This window comes from Stenotrophomonas sp. RG-453, assembly GCF_033843685.1.
In the GTDB taxonomy this organism is placed as follows: Bacteria; Pseudomonadota; Gammaproteobacteria; order Xanthomonadales; family Xanthomonadaceae; genus Stenotrophomonas; species Stenotrophomonas bentonitica_A.
Window position 1 is genome coordinate 113,124 of the sequence record NZ_JAMYED010000003.1, and the last position, 25,111, is coordinate 138,234.

Annotated in this window: 22 protein-coding genes and 1 tRNA gene; 16 read left to right on the forward strand and 7 right to left on the reverse strand. The window is 61.5% G+C overall.

What is annotated here, in order from left to right; all coding sequences use genetic code 11:
- Window positions 1-2 precede the first annotated feature (2 nt).
- The 9 genes from NJD74_RS06045 to NJD74_RS06085 all read left to right on the forward strand — a co-directional run bounded on the left by NJD74_RS06045 (window position 3) and on the right by NJD74_RS06085 (window position 10,263).
- Window positions 3-425 carry a biopolymer transporter ExbD gene (locus NJD74_RS06045; protein ID WP_019183376.1) on the forward strand — a complete coding sequence of 141 codons (423 nt, stop codon included), beginning with the start codon at window positions 3-5 and terminating at the stop codon, window positions 423-425.
- On the forward strand, window positions 422-2,170 hold the full coding sequence (gene msbA, locus NJD74_RS06050) for a lipid A export permease/ATP-binding protein MsbA (protein WP_070470672.1): 1,749 nt from the start codon (window positions 422-424) through the stop codon (window positions 2,168-2,170). The genes NJD74_RS06045 and msbA overlap by 4 nt, the downstream gene beginning before the upstream one ends.
- The gene (gene lpxK, locus NJD74_RS06055; RefSeq protein WP_319623849.1) at window positions 2,170-3,192 is read left to right on the forward strand and encodes a tetraacyldisaccharide 4'-kinase; all 1,023 of its coding nucleotides are present in this window, start codon (window positions 2,170-2,172) and stop codon (window positions 3,190-3,192) included. Before msbA ends, lpxK begins: the two co-directional genes overlap by 1 nt.
- A 66-nt stretch (window positions 3,193-3,258) precedes the next feature.
- Complete coding sequence (kdsB, locus tag NJD74_RS06060) at window positions 3,259-4,032, forward strand: 3-deoxy-manno-octulosonate cytidylyltransferase (protein WP_070470670.1); 774 nt, start codon at window positions 3,259-3,261, stop codon at window positions 4,030-4,032.
- Between the two features lie 46 nt (window positions 4,033-4,078).
- Entirely contained in the window at window positions 4,079-5,494 is a 1,416-nt protein-coding gene (locus tag NJD74_RS06065; protein WP_070470669.1) for a hypothetical protein, read from the forward strand.
- A complete protein-coding gene (uvrC, locus tag NJD74_RS06070) occupies window positions 5,491-7,338 on the forward strand; it encodes an excinuclease ABC subunit UvrC (protein WP_046273707.1) in 1,848 nt (615 codons plus the stop codon). The genes NJD74_RS06065 and uvrC overlap by 4 nt, the downstream gene beginning before the upstream one ends.
- Before the next feature lie 9 nt (window positions 7,339-7,347).
- Complete coding sequence (gene pgsA, locus NJD74_RS06075; RefSeq protein ID WP_019183370.1) at window positions 7,348-7,971, forward strand: CDP-diacylglycerol--glycerol-3-phosphate 3-phosphatidyltransferase; 624 nt, start codon at window positions 7,348-7,350, stop codon at window positions 7,969-7,971.
- A gap of 46 nt (window positions 7,972-8,017) precedes the next feature.
- Window positions 8,018-8,093 (forward strand) — tRNA-Gly (locus NJD74_RS06080).
- Between the two features lie 226 nt (window positions 8,094-8,319).
- Window positions 8,320-10,263: an integrase arm-type DNA-binding domain-containing protein gene (locus NJD74_RS06085; RefSeq protein WP_319623850.1), complete on the forward strand. Its 1,944-nt coding sequence runs from the start codon at window positions 8,320-8,322 to the stop codon at window positions 10,261-10,263.
- Window positions 10,264-10,300: 37 nt separating this feature from the next.
- Here the strand turns inward: NJD74_RS06085 and NJD74_RS06090 are convergent, their stop codons facing one another.
- Together NJD74_RS06090 and NJD74_RS06095 are read right to left on the reverse strand one after the other, a co-directional pair.
- Window positions 10,301-11,269, reverse strand: coding sequence for a Dyp-type peroxidase (locus NJD74_RS06090; protein ID WP_020924940.1), 969 nt, complete (start codon window positions 11,267-11,269; stop codon window positions 10,301-10,303).
- A gap of 118 nt (window positions 11,270-11,387) precedes the next feature.
- Window positions 11,388-12,041, reverse strand: coding sequence for a substrate-binding domain-containing protein (locus NJD74_RS06095; protein ID WP_023106332.1), 654 nt, complete (start codon window positions 12,039-12,041; stop codon window positions 11,388-11,390).
- A gap of 119 nt (window positions 12,042-12,160) precedes the next feature.
- Between NJD74_RS06095 and NJD74_RS06100 the strand changes: the two genes are divergently transcribed.
- Window positions 12,161-12,454 carry a helix-turn-helix transcriptional regulator gene (locus NJD74_RS06100; protein ID WP_009459591.1) on the forward strand — a complete coding sequence of 98 codons (294 nt, stop codon included), beginning with the start codon at window positions 12,161-12,163 and terminating at the stop codon, window positions 12,452-12,454.
- A gap of 22 nt (window positions 12,455-12,476) precedes the next feature.
- On the opposite strand, the gene NJD74_RS06105 is transcribed toward NJD74_RS06100, so the two are convergent.
- From NJD74_RS06105 to NJD74_RS06115, 3 genes are all read right to left on the reverse strand, one after another.
- The gene (locus NJD74_RS06105; RefSeq protein WP_023103878.1) at window positions 12,477-13,367 is read right to left on the reverse strand and encodes a LysR family transcriptional regulator; all 891 of its coding nucleotides are present in this window, start codon (window positions 13,365-13,367) and stop codon (window positions 12,477-12,479) included.
- A 483-nt stretch (window positions 13,368-13,850) separates the two neighbouring features.
- Window positions 13,851-15,017, reverse strand: coding sequence for a glutathione-independent formaldehyde dehydrogenase (locus tag NJD74_RS06110; protein WP_020924942.1), 1,167 nt, complete (start codon window positions 15,015-15,017; stop codon window positions 13,851-13,853).
- A gap of 514 nt (window positions 15,018-15,531) precedes the next feature.
- Window positions 15,532-16,473, reverse strand: a complete 942-nt coding sequence (locus tag NJD74_RS06115; protein ID WP_060765353.1) for a LysR family transcriptional regulator — start codon at window positions 16,471-16,473, stop codon at window positions 15,532-15,534.
- A gap of 484 nt (window positions 16,474-16,957) precedes the next feature.
- On the opposite strand from NJD74_RS06115, the gene NJD74_RS06120 reads away from it, so the two are divergent.
- The gene (locus NJD74_RS06120) at window positions 16,958-17,389 is read left to right on the forward strand and encodes a DUF488 domain-containing protein (RefSeq protein WP_023835768.1); all 432 of its coding nucleotides are present in this window, start codon (window positions 16,958-16,960) and stop codon (window positions 17,387-17,389) included.
- Between the two features lie 257 nt (window positions 17,390-17,646).
- Here NJD74_RS06120 and NJD74_RS06125 read toward each other — a convergent pair whose 3' ends face one another.
- Window positions 17,647-18,918, reverse strand: coding sequence for an IS4-like element ISPa45 family transposase (locus NJD74_RS06125; RefSeq protein WP_020924943.1), 1,272 nt, complete (start codon window positions 18,916-18,918; stop codon window positions 17,647-17,649).
- Between the two features lie 493 nt (window positions 18,919-19,411).
- Here NJD74_RS06125 and uvrB point away from each other — a divergent pair, with 493 nt between their 5' ends.
- Window positions 19,412-21,388, forward strand: a complete 1,977-nt coding sequence (gene uvrB / locus NJD74_RS06130) for an excinuclease ABC subunit UvrB (RefSeq protein WP_020924944.1) — start codon at window positions 19,412-19,414, stop codon at window positions 21,386-21,388.
- Between the two features lie 150 nt (window positions 21,389-21,538).
- Here the strand turns inward: uvrB and NJD74_RS06135 are convergent, their stop codons facing one another.
- A complete protein-coding gene (locus NJD74_RS06135) occupies window positions 21,539-22,444 on the reverse strand; it encodes a LysR family transcriptional regulator (protein WP_020924945.1) in 906 nt (301 codons plus the stop codon).
- Window positions 22,445-22,598: 154 nt separating this feature from the next.
- Between NJD74_RS06135 and NJD74_RS06140 the strand changes: the two genes are divergently transcribed.
- The 4 genes from NJD74_RS06140 to frmR all read left to right on the forward strand — a co-directional run bounded on the left by NJD74_RS06140 (window position 22,599) and on the right by frmR (window position 25,061).
- Window positions 22,599-23,006 (forward strand): ketosteroid isomerase-related protein, encoded by a 408-nt coding sequence (locus tag NJD74_RS06140; RefSeq protein WP_017514126.1) that lies wholly within the window; start codon window positions 22,599-22,601, stop codon window positions 23,004-23,006.
- Between the two features lies 1 nt (window position 23,007).
- Complete coding sequence (locus NJD74_RS06145) at window positions 23,008-23,616, forward strand: GNAT family N-acetyltransferase (RefSeq protein ID WP_007182546.1); 609 nt, start codon at window positions 23,008-23,010, stop codon at window positions 23,614-23,616.
- A complete protein-coding gene (locus NJD74_RS06150) occupies window positions 23,613-24,503 on the forward strand; it encodes a carbon-nitrogen hydrolase family protein (RefSeq protein ID WP_007182547.1) in 891 nt (296 codons plus the stop codon). The genes NJD74_RS06145 and NJD74_RS06150 overlap by 4 nt, the downstream gene beginning before the upstream one ends.
- Window positions 24,504-24,785: 282 nt before the next feature.
- Window positions 24,786-25,061 carry a formaldehyde-responsive transcriptional repressor FrmR gene (gene frmR, locus NJD74_RS06155; RefSeq protein WP_007182548.1) on the forward strand — a complete coding sequence of 92 codons (276 nt, stop codon included), beginning with the start codon at window positions 24,786-24,788 and terminating at the stop codon, window positions 25,059-25,061.
- Window positions 25,062-25,111 lie beyond the last annotated feature (50 nt).

Genomic DNA, 25,111 nt, shown 5'->3' on the forward strand with positions numbered 1-25,111 from the left:
GGATGCGTATCCGCAATGACCGGATCCAGGACGAACCGCATATCGATCTGGTCCCGCTGATCGATGTGATCCTCGTCCTGATCATCTTCTTCGTGGTCACCACCACCTTCGACGCGCGCTCGACGCTGCAGTTGCAATTGCCGACCGCCAGCCAGCAGGACACCACCGAGCCGCCGCGCTCGCTGAGCGTGCTGGTCAATGCCGAGGGGCGTTACTTCATCAACGATCAGGAAGTGCTGCGCACCGACGTCGAGTCGGTCAAGCAGACGATTGCCGCCGTCGCCGGCAGCGATCGGGAACAGACCGTGCTGTTGCGCGCCGACGCGCGTACGCCTTACCAGGCCGTGGTCACGGCCCAGGATGCCCTGGGCCAGCTGGGCTTCCGCCGCATCGCCATCGCTACCGCGCCGGAGGTGCGTCCATGAGCAAGAAACATTCTTCCGTCTGGCCGATCTACAAGCGGCTGCTCGGGTACACCGGGGCGTACTGGGTGTTCATGGTCGCGGCCGTGATCGCGATGGTGGTCGAGGCGCTGGCCGGCTACAGCTTCACCAAGCTGATGGAGCCGCTGGTCAACCGGGGGTTCGTCAACCCGGAGCCGCGCATGGCGGTGATCCTGCCGCTGACCATCCTCGGGTTGTTCATGATGCGCAGCCTGGCCACCCTGGTCAGCGACTACGCGCTGGCCCGCACCGGGCGCAGCGTGGTGCGCGACCTGCGTGAGCAGGTGCTGGAGAAGTACCTGCACCTGCCGTCCTCGCACTTCGATGCCGAGGCCACGCCGGTGATGGTCAGCCGCCTGAACTTCGATACCGAACAGGTCACCCAGGCCAGTGCCGATGCGCTCAAGACCCTGGTGGCCGATACCCTCACCATCATCGCCATGCTGGTGGTGATGCTGCAGATGAGCGTCAAGGTCACCATGGCGATGCTGGTGGTGGTGCCGCTGATCGGCGTGATCGTCTCGATCGTCGGCAAGCGTTACCGCCGGATCAGCCGGGGCATCCAGGACGGCATGGGCGGCATGGCGCAGACCGCCGAACAGTCGTTGGCCGCGCAGCAGGAAGTGAAGGTGCATGGCACCCAGGCGCACGAGATTTCGCGCTATTCCCGGCTGGCCAACCGCATGCTCGGCCTGAACATGAAGGTCGAAACCACGCGCGCGCTGGCCTCCAGCACGGTGCAGTTCCTGGCGGCATTGGCGCTGGCGGTGATCGTGTGGGTGTCCACCCGCGAGGCGCTGGCCGGCAAGCTCAACGCAGGCCAGTTCATGGGCCTGATGACCTCGATGATGGCGATCATTCCCTCGCTGCGTCGCCTGACCAGCGTGCAGACCTCGATCTCGCGTGGTGTCGCTGCGGCCGAACGCCTGTTCGGGATTCTGGACATGCCGGTCGAGCGCGACGAAGGCCTCCAGCGCATCGGCCGCGCGCGCGGCGAGCTCGCGTTCGAGCACGTGATGCTGCGCTATCGCGAGGACACCGGCATCGCGCTGGACGACATCAGTTTCGTGGCCAGGCCGGGCACGGTGACGGCGATCGTCGGCCGCTCCGGCAGCGGCAAGACCAGCCTCATCCGCCTGGTGCCGCGCTTCTACGAGCCCAGCGGCGGCCGCATCACGCTCGATGGCGTGGCCCTGGACGACTACCCGCTGGCCGACCTGCGTCGCCAGGTGGCGATGGTCGGGCAGAAGGTCATGCTGTTCGATGACACCGTGGGCGCCAACATCGCCTACGGCATGGATGCTACTGAAGATCAGATCCGCGCGGCGGCCGAAGCGGCCAATGCGTGGGAGTTCATCGCGCGCATGCCGCAGCAGCTGCAGACGCCGGTTGGTGAGAATGGCGCGTTGCTCTCCGGTGGCCAGCGCCAGCGCCTCGCGATCGCCCGCGCGATCCTGCGCGACGCGCCGATCCTGATCCTGGATGAAGCCACCGCTGCGCTCGACAACGAATCCGAACGCCTGGTGCAGGATGCCCTGCAGCGCCTGATGCCCGAGCGCACCACGCTGGTGATCGCGCACCGCCTGTCCACCATCGAACATGCTGACCAGGTGCTGGTGATGGACCACGGCCGCATCGTTGAACGTGGCACGCACAACGAACTGCTGGCGCTGGGTGGCCTGTACGAGCACCTGCACAGGATGCAGTTCCGCGAAAGGCAGCCTTGATGGCAGGCAAGGGCACGCAGACGCCGTCGTACTGGTATGACGGCAGCACCATTCCGTTCCTGGCGCGTTTGGCGTCACCGCTGTATGGCGCGGCGATCGCACTGCGGCGGATGGCCTATCGCCGCCGTTGGCTGAAGCGGCATTCGCTGCCGGTGCCGGTGGTGGTGGTCGGCAACATCACCGCCGGCGGCACCGGCAAGACCCCGCTGACGATTGCCCTGGTCAACCGCCTGCGCGACGCGGGCTGGAAGCCGGGGGTCGCCAGCCGTGGCTATGGCCGCGAGGAGGCGGGCACGCCGCGCTGGGTGCTGGCCAGTACGGATACCTCGGTCGGCGGCGACGAGCCGGTGCTGATCGCCTGGAAAACCGGCGTGCCGGTGCGGGTCGATGCGGACCGCGTCGCGGCGGGCAAGGCGCTGGTCGAAGCGGGCTGCGACATCATCGTCTGCGATGACGGCCTGCAGCATTACCGGCTGGCGCGCGACATCGAAATCGAAGTGGTCGATGCCCAGCGCCGCTACGGCAACGGCCGCCTGATTCCCGCCGGTCCGCTGCGCGAGCCGGCCAGCCGTGCGCGCGACTGCGATTTCCGCGTGGTCAACATGGGCCAGGCCAGTGACGGTACCGAAGCTCAGACCGCCTGCGGCTTCGGCGAATGGCCGATGCAGTTGCGCATCGACAGTGCGCAGCCGCTGCAGGGCGGCCGTGCGCGGCGCCTCTCGCATTTCCAGGGGCAGCGGGTGCATGCCGTGGCCGGCATCGCCAACCCGCAGCGCTTCTTCGACATGCTGCGCGCACACCGCATTGGCGTGGTGCCGCATGCCTTCGCCGATCACCACGCCTACCAGCCTGCGGACCTGCGTTTCGGGAGCGAGTTGCCGGTGCTGATGACCGAGAAGGATGCGGTCAAGTGCAAGGCCTTCGCGACCGAGTGGCACTTCGCGGTGCCGCTGTCGGCGGAGTTGCCGGCCGCGTTCTGGATCAGCCTGCTGGATCGCGTCGAGAAGCTCGGCAAGCGTTGACGCCTCCGGTGCCGCTTGCGGCACACTGAGGCCCTGATTGCCTTCCTTTCGTACAGGTCATCCCCCATGAGCGCTTCCGTCGAGTTCGTCGTCGCCATTCCCGCCCGTTACGCCGCCTCGCGGCTGCCGGGCAAGCCACTGCGCCTGCTGGGCGGCGAACCGCTGGTGCTGCGCGTGGCGCAACGCGCGCTGCTCGCCGGCGCTCGCGAAGTGTGGGTGGCCACGGATGACCAGCGCATCGCCGATGCGTTGCAGGGCCTGGCCGAGGTGCGTGTGGCGATGACCTCCACCGATCATGCTTCCGGCACCGATCGCCTGGCCGAGTGCGCCGCACAGGCGGGCTGGTCGGACGACACCCTGGTGGTGAACCTGCAGGGCGATGAGCCGTTCGCCCCGGCCGAGGGCATCCGTGCCGTGGCCGAAGCGCTGGTCTACAGCGGTGCGGAGATGTCCACGCTGGCCACCCCGGTGGAAGACGCCGGAACGCTGTTCGACCCGAACGTGGTCAAGGTGGTGCGCAAGCAGAATCTGGACGCGCTGTACTTCAGCCGCGCGCCGATTCCGTGGCACCGCGACGCCTTCTCGCGCTCGCGCGACACGCTCGCCGGCCCACACTGGCTGCGCCACATCGGCATCTACGGCTACCGCGCCGGCTTCCTGCGCCGGTTCGCCGCGCTGCCGCCGGGCACGCTGGAGCAGCTGGAATCGCTCGAGCAGCTGCGCGTGCTGGAAGCAGGGCACCGCATCAGCGTGGCCCTGACCCCGGCCGAGTTCCCGCCCGGCATCGACACCCCGGACGATCTGGCGCGCGCCGAGGCCTGGTGGGCCGCCCACTCGTGACCGTGGCACGACGGCTGCATGACGCGTCCTCCGGCATAATCGGGGCATGAACGTCCAGCCCGTCCAGGATCTGCCCGAATTCGCCACCTGGCTCAACGCCACGCCCACCACGCTGGGCGAGCTGCAGGGGCGGCCCGTGGTGCTCGCCTTCGTCAACGCAGCCTCGGTGTGGTGCGCGCAGCGGCTGGCCGAGCTGGCCCAGTGGCAATCGCGCAACCCCGGCAAGGTGCAGCTGCTGGTGCTGCAGGTGCCGCGTTTCGATGGTGAGCGCGATCCTGCCCAGTCCCTGAAACTGCTGCGCCGCCAGGGGCTGAACGCCCCGGCCCTGCTGGATGCGGACTGGGATGGCTGGCGCCGGTTCGGCGTGACCGCATGGCCGACCCTGGTGCTGCTCGATGCGCAGGGACGCGAGCGTGAGCGGCTGATCGGTCTCGGCGGGGAGCTGGAGCGTTCGCTGACGGCGCTGTGCGAGGGCAGTTCGCGCCCATCCGATGAAGACCTGCACGGCGCCCGCGAGCTGAGCCCCGAGCCGCGCCTGCCGCTGCGCTTCCCGACCGGGTTGGCGGTGACCACCGAGCGCCTGTACATCGCCGACACCGGTCACCACCGCGTGCTCGAGTGCAGCCATGGTGGCCGCGTGCTGCGCCAGTTCGGCATGGGCACCGCCGATTTCATGGATGGCGACCAGGCCCAGGCGGCCTTCCATCATCCCCAGGGCCTCGCGCTGGAGCGCGAATGGCTTTACGTGGCCGATACCGGCAATCACGCGCTGCGCCGGATCCATCTGCTCTCCGGGCAGGTCGACACGCTGTGCGGCACCGGCCGCCCTGGCGAGCCGGTCGAAGGGCCGATCGCCGCGCCGCGCCGTACCGCACTGAACCACCCGCAGGGGCTGGCGGTCGCTGACAACCAGGTCCACATCGCCATGGCCGGCGACAACCGGATCTGGAGCTACCACCTCGGCCAGCGCAGCCTGCAGTGGCGCGCCGGCAGTGGCGCCATCGACGAACGCGACGGCAGTGGTCATATGGCCGCCTTCGCGCAGCCGTGCTCGGTCGCCGCGGTCCAGCAGGTGCTGTACGTCTGCGACGCGCTGGGCTCGTCGATCCGCGCCATGCAACTGCGTGGCGATCTGGTCCAGACACTGGTCGGGCAGGGGCTGTGGAGCTTCGGCGACCAGGACGGGCCGCGCGCCTCGGCACTGCTGCAGTACCCGCAGGCGATCGCGCTGAGTCCGGATGCGCCGCTGTTGTGGATCGCCGATGCCGGCAACGGCCGCCTGCGCACCCTGCGCCTGGGCGGTGGTGAGCTGAGCACGCTGGAGCTGCCGCGGCGCCTGCATGGTCCGGCCGGCCTGGCGCTGGGCGGTGGTGCGGTCTGGATCGCCGAGACCGATGCCCATGCCGTGCTGCGGTTCGACCCCGTCAGTGGTGTCCTGAGCGACGTGCCGATCAACGAATGACTGTTTCTTCCGCCCCCGCCTTCGATGGCAAGGCATTTGCGGCCCACCTGAGCACCGCACCCGGCGTGTACCGCATGTACGCCGCTGACGACACGCTGCTGTACGTCGGCAAGGCGCGCGCGCTGCGCAACCGCGTGGGCAGCTATTTCAACGGCACGCCCAAGACCACCCGGATCATGTCGATGCTGTCACAGGTCGCGCGCATGGACGTGACCGTGACCCGCTCGGAGGCCGAGGCGCTGCTGCTGGAAAACCAGCTGATCAAGTCGCTCTCGCCGCGCTACAACGTCTCCCTGCGCGACGACAAGACTTACCCGCACGTGCTGCTGACCCGCGAGCAATGGCCGCGGATCGCGTTGCACCGCGGCCCGCGTGCGGTGCCGGGGCGTTACTTCGGTCCGTACCCGGGCGTCACCGCCGTGCGCGAGACGCTCAACCTGATGCACAAGCTGTTCAAGCTGCGCAGCTGCGAAGACAGCGTGTTCCGCAACCGCTCGCGGCCCTGCCTGCAGTACCAGATCGGTCGCTGCAGCGCGCCCTGCGTGGATCTGGTGGCACCGGAGGATTACGCCGAATCGGTGCGCCGCGCCTCGATGTTCCTGGAGGGCAAGAGTGACCAGCTCGCCCGTGAGCTTGGCACCCAGATGCAGACCGCCAGCGAAGCGCTGGAGTTCGAGCAGGCCGCGCGCCTGCGCGATCTGATCGCCTCGCTGCGCAGCATGCAGACCCGCCAGTACGTGGATGGCCGCGCGGCGGACTTGGACGTGCTCGCCTGCGCCACCCAGGGCGCCAGTGCCTGCGTGCTGCTGCTGGCCTTCCGTGACGGCCGCAACATGGGCACGCGCCCGTTCTTCCCGCGCACCAATGGCGAAGAAAGCGCCGATGAAGTGCTGGGTGCATTCGTCTCGCAGTACTACGCCGAGCACGCCCCGCCGCGCGAGATCCTGCTCGACCGCGAAATTCCCGACGCGAGCCTGATCGAGTCGGCGCTCAGTGCCTCGGCCGAGCACAAGGTGCAGTTGCGATGGAACGTGCGCGGCGAGCGCGCCGGCTATGTCGAGCTCGCCGCACGCAACGCGCAGATCACCCTGGTCACCGAGCTGGGCAGCCGCAACGCGCAGCACGCCCGCAGCGAGGATCTGCGGCAGATGCTGGGCCTTGCCGAACAGGTCAAGCGCGTGGAGTGCTTCGATATCAGCCACACCATGGGCGAGGCCACCGTGGCCTCGTGCGTGGTGTTCGATGCGGCCGGTCCGGTGCGCAGCCAGTACCGCCGCTTCAACATCAGTGGCATCGAGCCCGGCGATGACTACGCGGCCATGCACCAGGCGATCGAACGGCGCTTCCGCCGCGCGGTCGAGGAAGACGGCGTGCTGCCGGACCTGCTGCTGATCGATGGCGGTGCCGGACAGTTGGCCCAGGCGCAATCGGCGCTGGCCGACCTGGGCGTGGAAGGGGTGATGCTGGTCGGTGTGGCCAAGGGCGTGGAGCGCAGGGCAGGGCATGAAGCCCTGGTGCTGCCGGATGGTCGCGAGCTGCGCCCGGGCGCTGCCTCGCCCGCCCTGCAGTTCATCCAGCAGGTGCGTGACGAGGCCCACCGCTTCGCCATCACCGGCCACCGCGGGCGCCGCCAGAAGGCCCGGATGACCAGCAAGCTCGAAGATATTCCCGGCATCGGACCGCGCCGGCGGGCCAGCCTGCTCAAGCATTTCGGCGGCCTGGTAGGCCTGAAAGCCGCCGGCGAAGCGGAAATCGCGAAAGTGGACGGCATCAATGACGCCCTCGCTGCGCGTATCTACGCTAACCTTCATGGACTGCCTACGCCCGATGCGGCGGGCGAGTAGAGAGACGCAATGAAGTTGACCCTCCCCACCTGGCTTACCCTGCTGCGGATCGTGATGATCCCCGTCCTGGTGCTGGTGTTCTATCTCCCCTACAAGTGGACCAATTTCGCTTCCGCGGCGATCTTCGGCCTGGCCGCGCTCACCGACTGGCTCGACGGCTGGATTGCCCGCCGTTACGACCTGCAGTCCGCGTTCGGCGCCTTCCTCGATCCGGTCGCGGACAAGCTGATGGTGGCCGTGGCACTGTTCCTGATCGTGCAGGGCCATCCCACTGCGTGGATGGCGGTGTGGGCGGCGGTGATCGTCGGCCGCGAGATTGCCGTATCGGCACTGCGCGAATGGATGGCCGAAATCGGCCAGCGTGCGAAGGTGCGCGTGGCGGTGATCGGCAAGGTGAAAACCACCGCGCAGATGATCGCGCTGCTGTGCCTGCTGTACTCGGTGGCGCCGCACACCCCGATGCAGGACATCTGGATGGGTACCCAGGTCTTCCATATCGGTGACTGGACCCTGGCCATCGCCTCGATTCTCACGCTGTGGTCGGGCCTGCAGTACCTGCACGCGGCATGGCCGAGCCTGCGCGAGGACGAGCGCCTTGCGCGTGAGAACGCCAAAGCGAAAAAGAATGCATGAGGGCTGTTGACAGCCCCTCGTTTGGCTGTAGAATTTCGCCTCCCAAGCGGGAATAGCTCAGTTGGTAGAGCGCAACCTTGCCAAGGTTGAGGTCGCGAGTTCGAGTCTCGTTTCCCGCTCCAAATTTTGATCCACAGACTTCTACTGGGGTCTGTAGGTCATTGAAAAAAGGAGCTTCGGCTCCTTTTTTCATTCCAGCGAGTGCCACGGAAATCCACCCACAGCTACCGTTTTTGAGTGACCAAATAAGGCACAAGAATACGGGTGGGTCGGCTACCGGATAGTTGCTGGGGCTGAGCGGGGACCATGACGAGCATAGGGCCTAAGTCATTACTTAGGAGTCTCGAAATGGCGCTCTCTGATCTGACCGTCCGGCAGGCGAAGACCACCGGAAAACGCTACACCCTCTCCGACAACGACTGCCTGGGCCTGATGGTCTCAGCCGCAGGCGGCAAGTCATGGCAATTCCGCTACTACTGGCTGGGCAAGCAAAAGCGCCTGTGCCTGGGCGGCTATCCTGCTCTCAGCCTGCGCGAGGCCCGGATCGAGCGAGACAAGGCCCAGGCCCTGCTCGCCAGGGGGATCGATCCTCAGGTCGAGCGCGACCAGAAACGGCACGCGGCCAAGCTGGCGGGCGAATACACCTTCAAGACCGTCTTCGATGCCTGGGTCGAGCATCGCCGCAAGGAACTCAAGGAAGGCCGTCAAAGCACGCTGTCGCAGATCCTGCGCATCTTCAACAAGGACGTGTTGCCCACCCTGGGAAGAATGTCGATCTACGACATTCGCCGCCCCCAACTCCTGGGCGTCTTGGCGGCGATCGAGAAACGCAAGGCGTTCACCACCGCCGAGAAGGTCCGCACCTGGTTCAACCAGTTGTTCCGCTATGCCCTGGTCATTGCCGAGGGGTTGGAAGTCAACCCGGCCGCCGACCTGGACGTGGTGGCAGAGCCCAAGCCCCCCGTAGCCCACAATCCCTACCTGCACCTGCCCGAGATGCCCGAGTTCCTCCAGAAGCTCCGGCTCTACAACCCCCGTGGCTGGCAGACCCAGCTTGGCGTCCGGCTGCTGTTCCTGACCGGGGTGCGCACCGGCGAACTGCGATTGGCCGAACCCGAACAGTTCGACCTCGACAGGGACTTGTGGATCATCCCACCGCAGATCGTCAAGCAGCTCCAGGATGAAATGCGCAAGGCAGGGAAGCGGCCGCAGGATGTGCCCCCCTATATCGTGCCGCTATCCCTGCAGGCCATCGAGATCGTGCGCTATCTCCTGGGGGTGATGCGGCCGGCGCAGAAGTACTTGCTGTCACACCGCAGCGAACTCAAGAAGCGCATCAGCGAGAACACCCTCAACAAGGCCGTGCAGCTCATGGGCTATGAGGGGCGCCTGACCGGCCACGGCATCCGCGGCACTATCTCGACGGCGCTCAACGAGATTGGCTACCCGAAGATTTGGGTGGACGCGCAGCTTTCCCATTCCGACCCCAACAAGGTGAGTTCGTCCTACAACCACGCCAAGTACGTTGAGCCGCGCCGTCGGATGATGCAGGACTGGGCCGATCGGCTCGACCTGCTCGAACAGGGCGAAGTGGAAGCCGCGAGCGCGCATCTGACCATCCGTATCGACGGGGTGCCGGCGATGGCAGAAGTGGAGGAAGCGGTGGATGCGACCCTCGCGATGGCCGAGCCCACTCCTCCCGGCGTCCCGCCCGTCGTGGCCACGCCTATTGTCGTAACCCCGAGCAACGGCGGCATCACGTTCCAGCGGCTGTCTCAGGTACCGCCGCCTCCGACGCATGCCCCAGAGCCGGAAGTGTCCGCGATCCAGCGCGAGCGCGAGGAAATGCTGACCATCTACGAGTCTCCAAGCAGCTTGCCGGTCCCGCTGTTCGGCAAGCTGGCCGGAAAGTCCAAGGACCAGATCAACCGCGAACTGAAAGCGGGCAAGTTGCTGTCCATCAGTTTGGGCAATCGGGGGCAGCGTGTTCCCGATTGGCAACTGGTGCCGCTCAAGCACAAGCTGGCCCAGGTGCTCATGAACCAGTGCCCGCACGCGGATTCGTGGGATCTGTACCGCATGCTGACCCAGCCGCACCCTGACCTGGGGGACCGCGCGGCCATTGATGCGGTCACGCCGACCAACGTGCCGGCGATCATCCAGGTCATCATGGGCGACTACCAGCACTATGCGGATATGCCCGAGGCCATTGCCCCGTACCCCATCCCCGAGGATGTGCGGCAAAGCGTTCGTCGGCTGGTGGATAGCGCAGTAGTTCTAGACGGAGCATAGGGCTCTCAAACCTTGCAGGGGCCTTGCGGCCCCTGCATTACGCTTGCACCGCCTCCACGAGTTCGCTCAGCGTGCGCGGTGCGGGAGCGAAGAACACGGCGCCGGTGTGCGCCGTCGAGAAATCGAGCAGGCGGTCGTGCATGCCTGGCGGATCGCCGAGGAACATGCGCTCCAGCATCTTCTGCGTCACCCACAGATGCCTGGAGTAGCCGATGAAGTAGGTGCCATATTCGCCCTGGCCGGGGCGGCCGAAGGGCATGTTGTCGCGCAGGATGTCGTGCTCGGTGCCGTCGTCGTCCACGATCGTGGCGAGGGTCTTGTGCGATTTCTGGCCGCTCGTCGCGTCGGGCAATTCGACATTGCTGACGATCTCCCGGCCGATGATCCGCTCTTGCTCGTCCTTGGCGAGCCGAGCCCACGGCTGCATTTGGTGCAGATACTTCTGCACCACCAAGTAGCTGCCGCCGGCGAACGCCTGATCTTCACTGCCGACCAGCGTCGAGGCGCCGATGTCGTGCCCGGTCGGGTTGGCCGTGCCATCGACAAAGCCAAGCAGGTCGCGGGAGTCGAAGTAGCGAAAACCGACCACCTCGTCGGCCACCGTCACGCTGCTGCCCAGTTGGTCCAGCAGCAGGCGCTCGAATTCAAAACAGAGGTCCTCGCGTTCGGCACGGATGTGAAAGAACAGGTCGCCGGGCGTGGCAGGCGCGGTGTGCTTGGCACCCTCGATGGGCACGAAGGGCCGTAGTTCCTTCGGGCGCTTCCCGGTCTGGAAACGGTCCCATAGCGCCGATCCCAGTGCAGTGATGCACGACAGCCGGCCGTTGAGATCGCGGAAGCCCACCGTTTTGATCAGGTCGTCCAGCCCGTCCAAGACGCCGGCGACCGCCTGAAGGGCCTCGTGGCCCTCGGCGACTGTCAACGTGAGAAACACCGCCGCGCGCGACAGCGGCGCATCGATGCTTTGCGAGTCAATTGGTACTCGATCCCAACCACTTCCAACCATTCGTGCCTCCAAAGACCATGTTAATTCATCATATTGCCAGAGATGGAAGCGCTATCACTGGCGCGCTAACAGGCGCGTGCCGCTGCAATTACCCGCACGCAGCCTCGGCGAGAGCGGGCTATGGGGTATTCGAGCAAGCCGCCCTGTCCCTGGCAACCAACATTGCCCTGTGCTCGAACCGCTCAGAAACAACATTGGCTCGTCCGTGGGGCCGCTGCAGATATGTCACGATCTCGTAGGGGCCGTCTGAAAGCGGTCGCATAGTGATCCCCCACGCATGGGCACGCTCAATGCGCGATTGCGCGGAGAGCCCCACTCCGTAGCCAGCGGTCACCCAAAGCGCCATCATCTCGAACGAAGTCACGTGCTGAATGCTCTGCTGGCTCAACGGAAGAAAGGACAGTCGCTGATCCAGCAGTAGGCAAGCCTCCGCCGGCCAGCGAAACACCGGATAGTCCAGAAGCTCGGCAAGCGTGATCTTCGCCTGGGCAACTAAGGGGGACCCCAGCGGCACTGCAACAGCCACGTTCTCCACCCAGAGCGGTTGGCTTTTCACGGCCGGAGCACCAGCGTTCCGAAGCGTCATTCCAGCGTCGTAGCGGCCTTCCTCAAGGCCCGTCAACAGATCATCGGCTGAGGTCTCAAAGAACGTGATGGTGACTTCTGGTTCCTCCGCGCGCTGTAGGGCAAGAAGCGTTGTGAGGCAAGAGGATGGCACTCCGGGCGCGATAGCAAGCCTGAAATGGGAAAACTGGCTGGTGGCGTCATGCATGAGGGCCCCCAATAAGCGATCTGTCCAGAAAGGCAAACCAGCGTTGCAGGAAAGAGTGAAGTTTAACGTCGTTATCTTTAACGTGGTTAATTGTGGCAGATTGTTTGACGCTTCTGCTAATGCAGAAATCAACAATTCAGCCAGGCCGTCCTTCTGGCACATCGACGTATGAATCCGAGTCGGCGTTAGCCTTCGGACAGGCCGTGCGCGCTGCGCGCGTCGCTCAAGGAGTCGCGCAAGACGAGTTCGCATCTCGGGCAAGCATTTCGCGTTCTCACATGGGTAAGATCGAGCGTGGTGAGCACGTGCCCACGCTTCCGCTCATACTGAAAATTTCTACGGCACTTGGAATAAGCGCGGCTGACCTGATGACGGCGACCGAACGCAATCTGCGTGCCGACACTGATCCCTGAGTGTCTAGCCTGCCAGGCTCCGTCAACCGTCCGAAGAGTCGCGAAGGCGAACGATAAATCGCTCCACCGAAGCCGATAAATTGCCGCCGTCGGGCCGAAGCAGGTAGGTGGTGATCACGGCAGAATCCATCGCCAAGGGGCGGATCACCACATCCGGCCGTTGGGAGATGGGAATCTTGGTCGCCGTCATGAAGCCGATGCCGTAGCCGGCGCCGACCAACGTGAGCATCATGTCCAGCGAGGACACTTCCTCGACAACATTCAGCTTGTGCTCCAACGTGTTGAGCAGCCGCTTGAGTTCGCGGCAATAGCCCTCGCATACCTGCGGGTCGCACAGGACAAGTGGATGGCCTTGAAGTTCTTGAAGTGGCACCTCCTTGTAGGTGAGCAATGAGTGACGAGCTGGCACCGCAATCACCAGCGGGTCGTGCCAGATTGGTTCGGCAGCGATACCGTCGCCGACATCGCCCGTGTGCGCGAACCCGATCATGAAGTCGCCCGAACGCAAGCCACGCACTTGCTCTGCCAGAGGCACTTCTGACAAGCGTATTTCGATCTCCGGCTCCTCGGCGCGGCAACGAGCCAGAAATGCCGACAGCCGTGGATCGATAGCCCCATCTGATACAGCGATGCGCAGGCTACCGCGCAAGCCCGATGCCACAGCCTTGGCATTTTCACGAGCCTGTTCCAGCACTGTGAATAGACGGCGAACATCTTGCAAGAAGACCGCGCCCGCCGCCGTTAGAACTGTTCCTCGTCGGTTTCGGTCGAAGAGCACTACGCCCAACTCGTCCTCAAGTTCCTTGATGGCTCGTGATAGCGGTGGTTGTTCGATATGCAGGCGCTCAGCCGCCCGCGTGAAATGTAGCTCCTCAGCAAGAACTACGAAGCAGCGAAGATGGCGCAGCTCCATAGGCCACCCTCCCGTTCCGACTTATCCAACACTGTGCTATCTCCCTATAGAAGTGACTGCCATTCTGGCGGCGGCGAGTTCGGCCACATCATTGGAAACTTCTGGCTGAATGAGCCAGGGCTGGGTTGACCGTGCGATGGCCCGAGGCAGGCACAACACCAGGCGAGCCTGTCAAGTCCGTGGGGTGATAAGGATCAGACGAAGGCTATCTCCAGCCACGCACGTCAATGGATGCCGTGCATCGTCCCCGTCTGACCCTTGGCCGATTGCGAACCAAGCGCTTGAACACGCTTGCGGTTGATCATCACCTGCGGATTGCTGAGGCTCTGCTCCTGGTCCGAGCCAAGGCAAGTACCCTGGGGCAGACGGCAAATGCCGGCGAAAATATTCGCCGGCTCCAGTTGCTGCCCGGAGACTGGCGGGACCAGAATGCCTCTCACCAGAAAGTGTGAGACATCCTGATGCTTAGCCCGCGCCGGATGCTTAATGCCGCACTGAACCATGCGGGTCGATGACGTACTTGTATGCAGAACCCGCGTCGAACTCTTTGTACGCGGCGGGCGCGTCTTCGAGCTTGATGAACTTAGTGTTCATCATCGGCGAAAGGTAAGGCATGCGATCGTTCAGTATCGCCCGCATTAACGCGTGGTTGTAGTTGGCCGTCGGAGATTGACCAGCCGACATTCGCGGCGACTTGATCCAGGCGTTGGACCATTCCAGATCCATATGGCCTTTCTTGGCTTTCGGGTCTTTCGAGATCGGGTTTGCGCAGTACACACCGACCGTACTGGTCATTCCGCCGAAGCGGACATATTTGAGCATTGCGTTGGTAACAGCGCTCTCCACGATCTTGTCAGCCTCCGCGCCAAACCCGCGGCAGTCCACACCAACATAGTCGATGACGCGATCCACCTCCCTGTGCCCGGTAATGCGTTCGAGATGCTCCTCGATCGGCACGCCGTCGGAAAGGTTGATGGTTTCCACGCCGTGTGGCTTGAGAAGGTCCAGCCGCTCTTGAATGTAATCGGCAACGATGATGGCGCCTGCACCCAGAAGTCTGGCGCAGGCGGCACCCGCTCTGCCGACCGGCCCGGCACCGAAGATCAGGATGTTTTCGCCGACGACGTAGGCCGGCGCGGCTGGCCAGTCTGGGCCAGCGAACCCATGGAAAGCTGTGGGTAATACGTCAGAGAGAAGGGTCAGGTCGCGGATTTTTTCCATGGCGGCATCCTTGTCAGGGAAGCGAAGGAGATTGAAATCCGCATACGGTACGAAGAGATAATCACCTTGCCCCCCCGTCCAGCCACCGAGGTTGAACCCGTAGGCTCCGCAGTCGATTTCGGGGTTGGTGTTCTCGCATACATCGGAGCGCATATGCTTGCAGTTGTAGCAACGCCCACACCCCACATTGAAGGGAACGGAAACGATGTCGCCCTTCTTCACGACTTCGACGTCTGATCCCACTTCGATCACTTCGCCGGTCATTTCATGGCCCATGGTCATTCCCTTGGGAACAGCAAACGAACCGCGATAAATGTGAAGGTCGCTGCCACAGATATTTGTGGTAACTATTTTGAGGATAGCGCCATGGGGTGCGCTTTTCCCTTGAGGGGTTATCAGCTCTGGAAATTTGAAGGTGTTGACCTTCATTTCCAAGGGCTTCTCGAAAGTCACGATTCGGTTACCGGTCGGAGTCATTTCGTCACCTCTGTGCGTTAATGTTTCCATCTTCTAAATCGAAGTGGGAAACGAAATTTACCGCTGTCAAGAAGAACGATCGTGGTATTGCCTAGCCGTTGGTCGCGTCTCCTTCTGCGGTCTTGACAGCATCGGATCAAGCTCAGAAGTGGTCAAACTGGAATAATCTATGTGCAGATAGGCACGATCTATCTACGCGGGATCGTCGAGCCGTGCTCGTCTCCTAGCCGGGAGAGGGCAACGATCATCGCTACATCGCGCCTCCTAGCTTGATCTAGGAACAGTCAGCTCGACCCAGCGAGACATGAGGAGGCCGCATGCAGCAGGTACTCCTGCCCCCCGAGTTGCCCCTGGACCTAGTGGCCTTCGATGGGTTGCTCAGCACGTGGCGCCTGTTAGCGGCGCACACGGCATGCCTGCAATCTTCGCCTGGTTGAAGCAATACAGAGTTGCTCTTCAAGACTCGCTATTTCAGGGGGCTTTGAGATGAGTCTGCTTTGGGCTGGAACCGACGATGGATCGATATAACGGATTGAAGAGTGGCGGCGAGTTCGGGGGTGTGCACCATTTCGAGCAATGCACGCGATGACGGTGCCTCGAACGCATTTTTCCCAGCAACGAATCCGACATTTGAGTGCGACATTGGTCCATTGATTGCGATTGCGTGGAGATTTGGAATGTGCGCGAGTTGGCCGGCGAGAGATTGCGGAAGAACTGCCGAATATTTTCCTGTCGCCACGTGTGCCGATAGCACGTCAATTGAATCAGTGCGAATAGTCTGCGCGGTACATTGCATCAGCCTATCTTGAATGGGTTCAGGTACTGCCGAGTTCAGCACGCAGAGTTGTCTATTGAGAACATGGTCCCACGTTGTGCTTCGGGGTTGCTGTGTTCTCGCGGCGTGAAAAAGGAAAATGCGTTCACGGTACAGAAGGTGAGTATCGAAGTCTTCCCCTGGGATATCCTCCAAATGCATGAGTGCGATATCCAAATTGTTTTCTCGAATCGCCTGTAGCAGGGAAGAAGCGCCGGAAACCAGAACTGATTGTTGAAGTAAGGGTGTTTTTTCAGCAAGGGCGATGCTTAATGTGGGCGCTACACCGGCAGTTCCTGGGAGTATCCCTAGCCGGAATTGCCCCTCTATACCTCGCCGTAGTGCGGAGAGTTCTCGCTCCAGCCCTTTGCAGACGTCATACATCTGCTGAGCCCAAGACAGTACGCGCATCCCTTCAGAAGTGAGGCCGTCATAGCGTCGGCCATGACGCACGATCTCGACACCCATGTCTTCCTCCAATTGCTTAATGCCCGCGGAGAGTGTCGGCTGAGAAACATTGCAGCTTTTGGCCGCGTTGCCAAAATGGCCTTCACGGTGCAAAGCAAGCAAGTATTCAAAGTTTCTTACGATCATATATTTTCTTCTGATAAAGTTGATTGGATTTTATACTTTCACGAAAAACCCTGCGCACGCTTCGATCCGCGTCCAACCTTGGGCACGTAGCTGGCACGCATGAAAGGCTGCCGCGCGCAGTGTCCATACAGTAGGTTCGACTCGTCATCGACGGTCAGCACCACAACGCACGGGACAGCCAATAGCGCGAACACAGGTGCTTTGCGCTGTGGGCGAGTCGTCCTCATGTAGCTTAGCAGTTGGCGCGTTCTGGAAGGGAGTAAGCGTGAGTGGTGAGGCACGCAACCGCAAAAGGCGGTGCTAAGCTCTTGAGCTGTTCGGGTCGTGGCCGTTGAAGCGGCGAGAGAATGGAGCCTGCCATGGCCGTTGTGGCGCAGCTAGTACACCATGCCCCCAGCGTTTCCTTAGCTGCGATTGACGGGCATGCCTGGCGGTAGCTCAATAACAGCCATTTATGGATGAAGGAACGAGGGGAATAAGGCAGATGAAGATATTCACGATTGGATTCACTAAGACCTCCGCGCGGTCCTTCTTCACCAAGTTAAGTGCTTCTGGTGCCAAGCGCCTTGTCGATGTTCGCCTGAATAATGTTTCGCAATTGGCCGGATTCGCTAAACGCGAGGATCTTCGATATTTTTCCGAGGCGTTGTGTGGGATGGAATATGAACATCTACCAGCACTTGCTCCAACCAAAGACATGTTCGAGGAATATAAAATAAAAGGGGGAGATTGGGATATCTACGCCAGTAAATTTCTGGATTTAATGTCGTCCCGAAAGATTGAGTCAATCGATAAAGAAAAGATTGATAACAGTTGCCTGCTTTGCAGCGAAGACAAGCCCCATCACTGCCATCGGAGGCTAGTGGCCGAGTACCTTGCAGGCAAATGGCCGAATGTTGAGATCGTGCATCTTTAGAGGGGCGACGTAGCTCCCAATGTCATCAACTTAAGCCCCCAGCCCTGGCCGGGGCAAGAAATCCCGGGGCTTGGACGCGCGGTTGCAGCAGTGCCTTCACTGGTTTTGCTCCCCAGTTCAGCGCATGTGCGACCCAGACGCCAGCTTAATGGATGCCGGTTCGCCTCGGCGGGCGGGATTTCTCGTTTTCCGGGCGAGCGCGTGCCGGCCGCTGTCTGGCCAGCTTTTTTGCGGTGCAGTTCGGGTGCTGCTTGTTCTTAGCGCGTCGGTTTGTAGCCCTCGCAGCCGCGACTGGCCAGGCGCATACGCTGGCGCGGGAAGCTGCGGCCCGGGCGCACAGCGCTGAGGCTGTTGGCCATCAACTCCATCACGTTGGCCAGCCCCTGCACACCGGGGCGTACCAGCAGGTCGACCAGGGTGTTCTTGAGGCGTGACACCCCTTGGGTGAAGTTGACCTTCCAGCGCAGCTTGCGGCCTTTGTGGCGCTGCTCGATGACCGGTTGCAGCAGATGTTGCATCAGCAGCGCTAGGTTTTTCAGCAGTTGCCCGGCATGAAAGTCCTGCTTCACGGCCGTCACGCTACGGCCGCTAAAGTTGTCGAGGCAGAGGGTCTGCTTGAGGCGGCGGTAGTCCGTTTCGATGCCCCAGCGGCGGTGGTAAAGATCCGCGAACACCTCGGCCGGGAAGGCCTGTCGATCCAGCAGGGAGGTCAGCAGCACTTCGCTTTCACCGCTGGCTAGCTCGACCCGGATCAGGCGCAATTCGACCCGGCCCGCGGGATCGACGCCGGCCTCGGTACAGAACAGGCGCGCCTCGGGATGACTGGCAGAGAAGAACTGCGTGTCTTCTGTCTGCCCCGAGCGGAGAAACTGTTTGACCTGCGCGTTGTAGCCACACGGCAGGCGCATCAGGAAATGTCGCCGGTGCTGCTCGAACAGCGCAAACAGCCAGTGTCCGGGGTAGCCGCGATCAAACAACGTCAGGCTGTCAGCGGGCAGATGCTCGAGGTGCAGATGGGCGCAATCGCGCTCGCCGACTGCGGATGGCACGATCAGGCTGTGTAGCGTCTGGCCGTCGGCGACGTCGTAGAGCATGGACAGACGGGCAACGGGAAACTCGCTATGGCAGCCGAAAAAGCGCGTCATGACCGACTCCAGCGGTAAATGGACGGTCGAGCCGTCCACGGCGAGTACCCGTAACCCGCGCCACGTCTGGCGCAGCCCGAGGCTGTCGAGCTGTTGCTGAAGGGTTTGGTTGAGGCTCTCGAAGACCTCGGGCTTGAGCTTGCCGCGCGCCTTGCTGAAGGCCTGCGCGGTGACCACCTGGGTCTCGGCCGAGGCCTGGTTGAGCACGCGATAGAACTGATCGAGCTCGGTTTGCAGGGCGGTGCGTGGCTGATTGAGCAAAAACAGGACGAGGTTCTTGAAGGTCAGTTGGCGTCGGCGGGTAAAGTCGTGAGGGCGCTGGCGGTGGGTATCGATGAAGTCGGGACAATCGAGCTGACTGGTTATTTTTTGTACAATTTTCAAGCCAGGGTTTGCTGGGCGGTGTCAAACGGTGTGGAATGAGGGGCCAAAAGGGTTTCTCCTATGCGCTGAATTTAGCGCTAATTATATGATATTTATAGGAAAAATTCCTTAAGTTGATGACATTGACGTAGCTCCACGTTTCCAACGCCTCGTCTGGAGGGCTGAGAGAGACAAAGGCGCGTATCGGCGGGAGCCGGCGCCACACATTGGGCGTACAGAGCAACCTCGCCCGCCACGGCTCGATGTCAGCGCTCAACGAGGCGAGTGGCTCCAGGTGCATTGGCAGACGGGCCGCTGGCTGACGTCGTGGCGATCGGCGGATATGCACTGGGAAGCCCGCCCATGTGCTGGGCTATCATGTTGGCGACGCCTACGCCCAGGTGGGGCGCGGCAGGATCGCCGTCATTTACACCCCAGTTTGGTACTGCTATAGGTCTTCTGGAATAGCCGATACATCAGGACAAATTGAAGTAGCTCAATTAGGAGATATCTAATGTCAACCGGTATGTTTATTCTGCACTCCAACTATACGCCGGCGGGGGACCAGCCAGAGGCGATAGCGCGCCTGCTGTCGGACATAGAAGAAGGTGCGACGCACCAGACGCTGAAAGGTATCACCGGCTCAGGTAAGACCTTCACCATGGCCAATGTGATTCATCGTCTGAAGCGGCCTACGTTGATCTTGGCTCCTAACAAGACGTTGACCGCGCAGCTTTATGGTGAAATGAAGCACTTCTTTCCTGAGAACGCGGTCGAGTACTTCGTTTCCTACTACGATTATTTTCAGCCCGAAATCTATATGCCGGGCACCGATCGTTTCATTCCAAAGGACTCGGCCATCAATGACCACCTTGAGCGCCTGCGCCTGTCCACGACCAAATCCTTGATTGAGCGTCGTGACGTGATCGTCGTCGCTTCGGTGTCTTCAATCTACGGCCTGGGTGATCCAGATGCATACCGAGCGCTACAGATCGCTCTGTCCCCTGGGGTCAAACTAAACCAGAGAGAGCTAATTCGTCGCTTGGCTTTGCTGCAATATGATCGCACGGAGCGCACTCTCAAGCGTGCAACGTTCCGCGTCCAAGGTGATGTGATTGACATTTTCCCCGCTGATTCCGAGTACAGGGCGGTTCGGGTGGAACTGTTGGATGACACTGTTGCGTCTGTCCAATGGATGGACCCTGTTACCGGCAAGACGTTGGGAGAGATAGACCATTATTTGGTTTCGCCAAAAACGCTTTTCGCGCCGCCCACGAACAAAATAGATTCTGCATCCAAAAAGATACTCGCTGATATGGAAGAGCGGGTTGCCGAGCTGAACAGGAATAATCGCTTGGTCGAGGCAATCAGGCTGTACGAGCGGATCACGCATGACGTGGAAATGATGCGCGAGGTCGGCTATTGCTCGGGGATGGAGAATTATTCCTGCTACTTCAGCGACCGAGACGCAGCTTCTCCTCCGATCACGTTGCTGGATTATTTGCCGAAAGACGGGCTGCTGTTCGTCGATGAATCTCATGTCATGGTGCCACAGATATCCGCAATGTACCGGGGGGATCAGGCGCGCAAGGACACGCTGATCGATTACGGGTTCCGTTTGCCTTCATCGAAGAACAACCGGCCATTGAACTTTGACGAGTTCGAGAAGGTCAAGCCTCAGACCATCTTTGTTTCCGCTACTCCGGGCGACTACGAGCTGAGGGTGTCGAAAGGCAGGGTTGTCGAACAGGTTATCAGGCCAACGGGACTGCTTGACCCCAAGGTTGAAGTGCGGAAAGCGGATGGATACATAGATGACCTGCTTGCCGAAATATCGAAGTGCGTGAAGAGAAAGAATCGAGTGCTTGTGACTACGCTGACGAAGGTCAGTGCAGAAGAGCTAACGGATTTCTTGACGGACAACGGGATTCGAGCGCGCTACATGCATTCGGACATAAAAGCGGAGGATCGTGTTGAGATCATCAATGGCCTGCGCGCAGGAGAGTTCGATGTTTTGATTGGGATTAGTCTTTTGCGCGAAGGGCTGGATATTCCAGAGGCATCATTGGTTGCCATTCTCGATGCAGACCGTGCAGGGTTCTTGCGTTCGGCCCATGCGCTCATTCAGATGATCGGTCGAGTCGCTCGGAATGAAAACGGCAAGGCGATCTTGTACGCCGACGCGGTGACGCCGGCGATGAAGCAGGCGATCGATGAGACCAATAGGCGCAGGCAGCTTCAAATTGCCTTTAACGAGGAAAATGGGATTTCTCCAGCCTCGTCTGTGCGAAAACTAGCAGGGGAAGAGACGAATACGGAGGAGCCCACCGTTCATTCCGAGGCTTTCTGCGAGAACTTGTCCGACCTTTGCGATCAGATCACTGCCAAGGAACAGCAGCTACTCGAATTTACCGATACCGGTGACGAGCAGCGCGTCGAAGACATTCGTCGTCAGTTGGATGGGTTGTACCGGCAATTCATTTACATCTAATCGTTCGCCGGCATTGGGTTGCATGGCCGACCGATCTGCATCTGGGGCAAGCGGGCAGACGGTCGGTTCATCATTCAACCGGAGGGGTGAGCCGCCGAGGCTCAGTGCCCCGCTTTCCAAGATGTGTGCCCTACAGCGTCTTGCGACGTGTCAGCGCAAAGCTGGCAACGATCCAACGGCGACCAGCATTTCATCAAATACCGCTCGAACCCTTCCCGGAATGGGGCCACGCTGAGGCCGATAGACGTACAACCCCCATGCCGGAGGTTCTTCGTTCTCCAGCACTCGCACGAGCTTCCCGCTGGCAATGTAGGGGGCGGCCATGTAGTCCGCCAGTTGCGCGAACGCGATCCCGGCCAGCGCCGCTCCCATTTCCATGTCGGCATTGTCGGCGACGAGAGTGGGTGCGGTAGGTGTCCACTGGCGTCCCGCCTTGAAGTGCCAAGGCCAGGGACGGCCGGTATTGATATCCAAGGCCACGGTAACTGGCAGGCTGCTTAGCGCATCGATGTTTGCAGGTACGCCCACTTTCTTGATCAGGCGCGGAGCGGCAACGATGGGGAGTCTCATGTCGGCGGCCTTGCGTGCGACGAAGCGGCTATCGCGCATGAATCCGACCCTGATCCCGACGTCAATCCCTTCGTCAACCGTATTGCTGATGCGATCGGACAGGCGCACATCCAGCGTGATGCCGGGATGACGCGCGGCCACGCGCTCCAGTGCCGGTAGCACCGCTCTGGTGCCCAAGCTGTGCGGTGCGGTGATGCGAACCGTACCGGACAGAGAGGCCTGCTGGTCGGAGCTAGGCGTTCGCCACAGATCCTCGAACCGCTCCAATGCGGGGCGCACTTGGTCTAGCAGCCCTTCGCCGAAGGCGGTGATGCGCACCTGGCGCGTGCTTCGATGAAACAACACCTCGCCGTAGTGTTGCTCCAGTTGCTGGATGGCACGGGTTACACCTTGCGGAGAAGTCCCCAGCCGGACGGCCGCATCGCGAAAACTGCTGCTTTCGGCCGCCACCCGAAAGATGCGCAGTAGTTCCATTTCTTTGTTCATGACGCACGCCTCATGGCCGGTTTCGCTGCTCGTTAATTGTTCCAGATTGTGGAATTATAAAATCGCAACAATTCCATATACAAGGAGAGCGCGGTTGCCCAGACTGACAACACCCCGGAATGCTCCGCTCCGAACAACCCAACAAGGAACGCGAATGAACGCTGCGACTCTCATCACTGCCTACTACGACGCCTTCAACCGCGGCGACCGCGAGGCCATGCTGTCAATGTTGACCGATGACGTCGCGCACGACTTGAACCAGGGCGCTCGTGAGGTCGGTCGCGAAGCCTTCCGCGCCTTCCTGCAGCGCATGGACCGCTGCTATGGCGAGCAACTGCGCGGGATCGTGGTGATGGTCAGCGCCGACGGCCTGCGTGCAGGCGCGGAGTACGTGGTGCATGGCGAATACAAGGTGACGGACGACGGGCTGCCGGAAGCCCAGGGCCAGCGCTACGTGCTGCCGGGCGGCGCGTTCTTCGAGATCCGCGATGGCAAGATCGCTCGTGTCACCAACTACTACAACCTCGGCGACTGGATCGCACAGGTTGGAGGGGACGCCTGAAATGACCAGCGACGTGCAGGTGCTGGTTCGTCGTGGCCCGGACATTGCCGAATGGTTCGATGCCGTGGCAGGCCTGCGGGCGAGCGTCTTCCGCAGCTTTCCTTACCTGTACGAGGGCGACACCGAATACGAGAAGCACTACCTCGCCATGTACGCCCGTTCGGCAGACAGCCTGCTGGTACTCGCGCTCGCTGATGATGTGGTCGTGGGTGCGTCCACGGGGTTGCCGCTCGGCGATGCGGAGCCGGCCTTCCATGTGCCGTTCGCCGATCGAGGAATCCCGGTGGAGGCAGTGTTTTACTGTGGCGAATCAGTCCTGCTCCCGGCCTTCCGGGGCCTTGGCCTGGGCCATCGCTTCTTTGACGAGCGCGAAGCGCATGCCCGTTCGTTGGGCGGCATGCAGTGGGCATCGTTCGCGTCGGTGGATCGTGCAGACGACGATCTCCGGCGTCCTTCCAACTACCGCAGTAATGACCCCTTCTGGACCCGTCGCGGCTACGTGCGGCAGTCGGACATGAAGGTTACGCTGCCCTGGAAGCAGGTGGGTGAGCCGAGCGAAACCGAGCAGACGCTCACGATGTGGCTGCACTCCCTGGAGAACGCGAAATGAAAGTAGCAGTTGCGAAATACTCAGTGGGTCAGCCCGCGGGCTTCGAGGCATTTGCTGCGCGGCAGCGGCTGGTTCTGGAGGAGGCGCGCCGTGGCGGGGCGGAACTGGCCGTGTTGCCCGAGTATCTATCCCTCGAACTGGCTGCAACGTTCGAGCCTGGCATCCGCCATGATTTCAACGCCTCTCTGGCCGCGCTGCAGGCCTTGCAGCCTGCGTGGCTGGCACTGTATGCCGACCTGTCGCGCGAGTTGTGCATGACCATTCAGGCCGGTACGTTTTTGACCCAGGTTGGATTGGACCGCTACCGCAACCGGGCTTGGTGGTTTGCGCCTGACGGCACACGCGACTACCAAGACAAATTGCAGTTGACGGGGTTCGAGAAAGACGCCGGCGTCATCGAGGGTGGCGACGAACTGAAGGTGTTCGATTTGAAAGGCGTGCGTGCCGGCATCGCTGTTTGCTATGACAGTGAGTTTCCATTGCCCGTGCGAGCCCAGCGAGAGGCGGGAGTGCGCCTGCTGCTGGTCCCGAGCTGTACCGACACCCAAGCAGGTGCAACCCGGGTCCGTGTGGGCTGCATGGCGCGGGCACTGGAGAACCGAATGTTCATCGCGCAGGCCGTGACGACCGGAGCTGCTGACTGGAGCCCGGCGCTGGACACGAATACTGGCGAGGCCACGATCTATGCACCCATGGATCGCGGATTCCCGGAGGATGGCATTCTCGCGACGACTTGCGGCACGCAGACATGGGCGATTGCTGATCTGGACGTTGAAGCCCTCGAACGAAACCAGGAACAGGCCCAGGTTGCGGTCGATCGTGACTGGGACGGCCAGATGTTGCCTGCACTGAGGAAGGCTCGGTACTCGGGTCGTCAGGTCGCCTAGCCGGTCTCATCTTGATAGCTTCAGCTCGATGAGTTGGCTTAGATAGGCCATATCTATCTGCGCATAGATTTTTCCAGTTTGACCGGTTTTGAACTTGCCCCGATGCTGTCGATACATGCAAGAAATATTCATTGATTTGAATGTTTTGCGCTTCTTGGGAACAAATCTGTACTAGCCTGTAATAGTGCTCGAAGAGCACAGAATTTGTGGCGAAGTTCGGCCGCATATACTATGGTGGAGTATTGTATAATGCGGCGGTGTACCCAAGTAGAGAGGTGTTCGATGCCACACAGCCCGGAAGAAAAGAAGCAAGCCCTGACGCGCATCCGGCGCATCAAAGGTCAGGTAGCGACTCTTGAGCAAGCGCTCGATGCAGGTGCGGAATGCCCTGCAATTCTTCAGCAGCTTGCGGCCGTTCGTGGGGCAGTCAACGGATTGATGGCAACCGTTCTGGAGAGCTATCTGCGGGAAGAGTTTCCCAGTAGCGAAATCAGGAGCGATTCGCAGAACAAGTCCATTGACGAGACCATCTCTATCGTCCGCTCCTATCTGCGGTAGAGGCACCAGGGTGCCCTCGGTGAGGGCAAATTTAGTTAGCTAGTAAAGGA

Excerpts from the sequence above, each read along its gene's own strand:
- NJD74_RS06045 (WP_019183376.1), top strand. The coding sequence starts at position 3 with ATGCGTATCCGCAATGACCGGATCCAGGACGAACCGCATATCGATCTG.
- msbA (WP_070470672.1), top strand. The coding sequence starts at position 422 with ATGAGCAAGAAACATTCTTCCGTCTGGCCGATCTACAAGCGGCTGCTC.
- lpxK (WP_319623849.1), top strand. The coding sequence starts at position 2,170 with ATGGCAGGCAAGGGCACGCAGACGCCGTCGTACTGGTATGACGGCAGC.
- kdsB (WP_070470670.1), top strand. The coding sequence starts at position 3,259 with ATGAGCGCTTCCGTCGAGTTCGTCGTCGCCATTCCCGCCCGTTACGCC.
- NJD74_RS06065 (WP_070470669.1), top strand. The coding sequence starts at position 4,079 with ATGAACGTCCAGCCCGTCCAGGATCTGCCCGAATTCGCCACCTGGCTC.
- uvrC (WP_046273707.1), top strand. The coding sequence starts at position 5,491 with ATGACTGTTTCTTCCGCCCCCGCCTTCGATGGCAAGGCATTTGCGGCC.
- pgsA (WP_019183370.1), top strand. The coding sequence starts at position 7,348 with ATGAAGTTGACCCTCCCCACCTGGCTTACCCTGCTGCGGATCGTGATG.
- NJD74_RS06085 (WP_319623850.1), top strand. The coding sequence starts at position 8,320 with ATGGCGCTCTCTGATCTGACCGTCCGGCAGGCGAAGACCACCGGAAAA.
- NJD74_RS06090 (WP_020924940.1), bottom strand. The coding sequence starts at position 11,269 with ATGGTTGGAAGTGGTTGGGATCGAGTACCAATTGACTCGCAAAGCATC.
- NJD74_RS06095 (WP_023106332.1), bottom strand. The coding sequence starts at position 12,041 with ATGCATGACGCCACCAGCCAGTTTTCCCATTTCAGGCTTGCTATCGCG.
- NJD74_RS06100 (WP_009459591.1), top strand. The coding sequence starts at position 12,161 with ATGCAGAAATCAACAATTCAGCCAGGCCGTCCTTCTGGCACATCGACG.
- NJD74_RS06105 (WP_023103878.1), bottom strand. The coding sequence starts at position 13,367 with ATGGAGCTGCGCCATCTTCGCTGCTTCGTAGTTCTTGCTGAGGAGCTA.
- NJD74_RS06110 (WP_020924942.1), bottom strand. The coding sequence starts at position 15,017 with ATGAAGGTCAACACCTTCAAATTTCCAGAGCTGATAACCCCTCAAGGG.
- NJD74_RS06115 (WP_060765353.1), bottom strand. The coding sequence starts at position 16,473 with ATGATCGTAAGAAACTTTGAATACTTGCTTGCTTTGCACCGTGAAGGC.
- NJD74_RS06120 (WP_023835768.1), top strand. The coding sequence starts at position 16,958 with ATGAAGATATTCACGATTGGATTCACTAAGACCTCCGCGCGGTCCTTC.
- uvrB (WP_020924944.1), top strand. The coding sequence starts at position 19,412 with ATGTCAACCGGTATGTTTATTCTGCACTCCAACTATACGCCGGCGGGG.
- NJD74_RS06135 (WP_020924945.1), bottom strand. The coding sequence starts at position 22,444 with ATGAACAAAGAAATGGAACTACTGCGCATCTTTCGGGTGGCGGCCGAA.
- NJD74_RS06140 (WP_017514126.1), top strand. The coding sequence starts at position 22,599 with ATGAACGCTGCGACTCTCATCACTGCCTACTACGACGCCTTCAACCGC.
- NJD74_RS06145 (WP_007182546.1), top strand. The coding sequence starts at position 23,008 with ATGACCAGCGACGTGCAGGTGCTGGTTCGTCGTGGCCCGGACATTGCC.
- NJD74_RS06150 (WP_007182547.1), top strand. The coding sequence starts at position 23,613 with ATGAAAGTAGCAGTTGCGAAATACTCAGTGGGTCAGCCCGCGGGCTTC.
- frmR (WP_007182548.1), top strand. The coding sequence starts at position 24,786 with ATGCCACACAGCCCGGAAGAAAAGAAGCAAGCCCTGACGCGCATCCGG.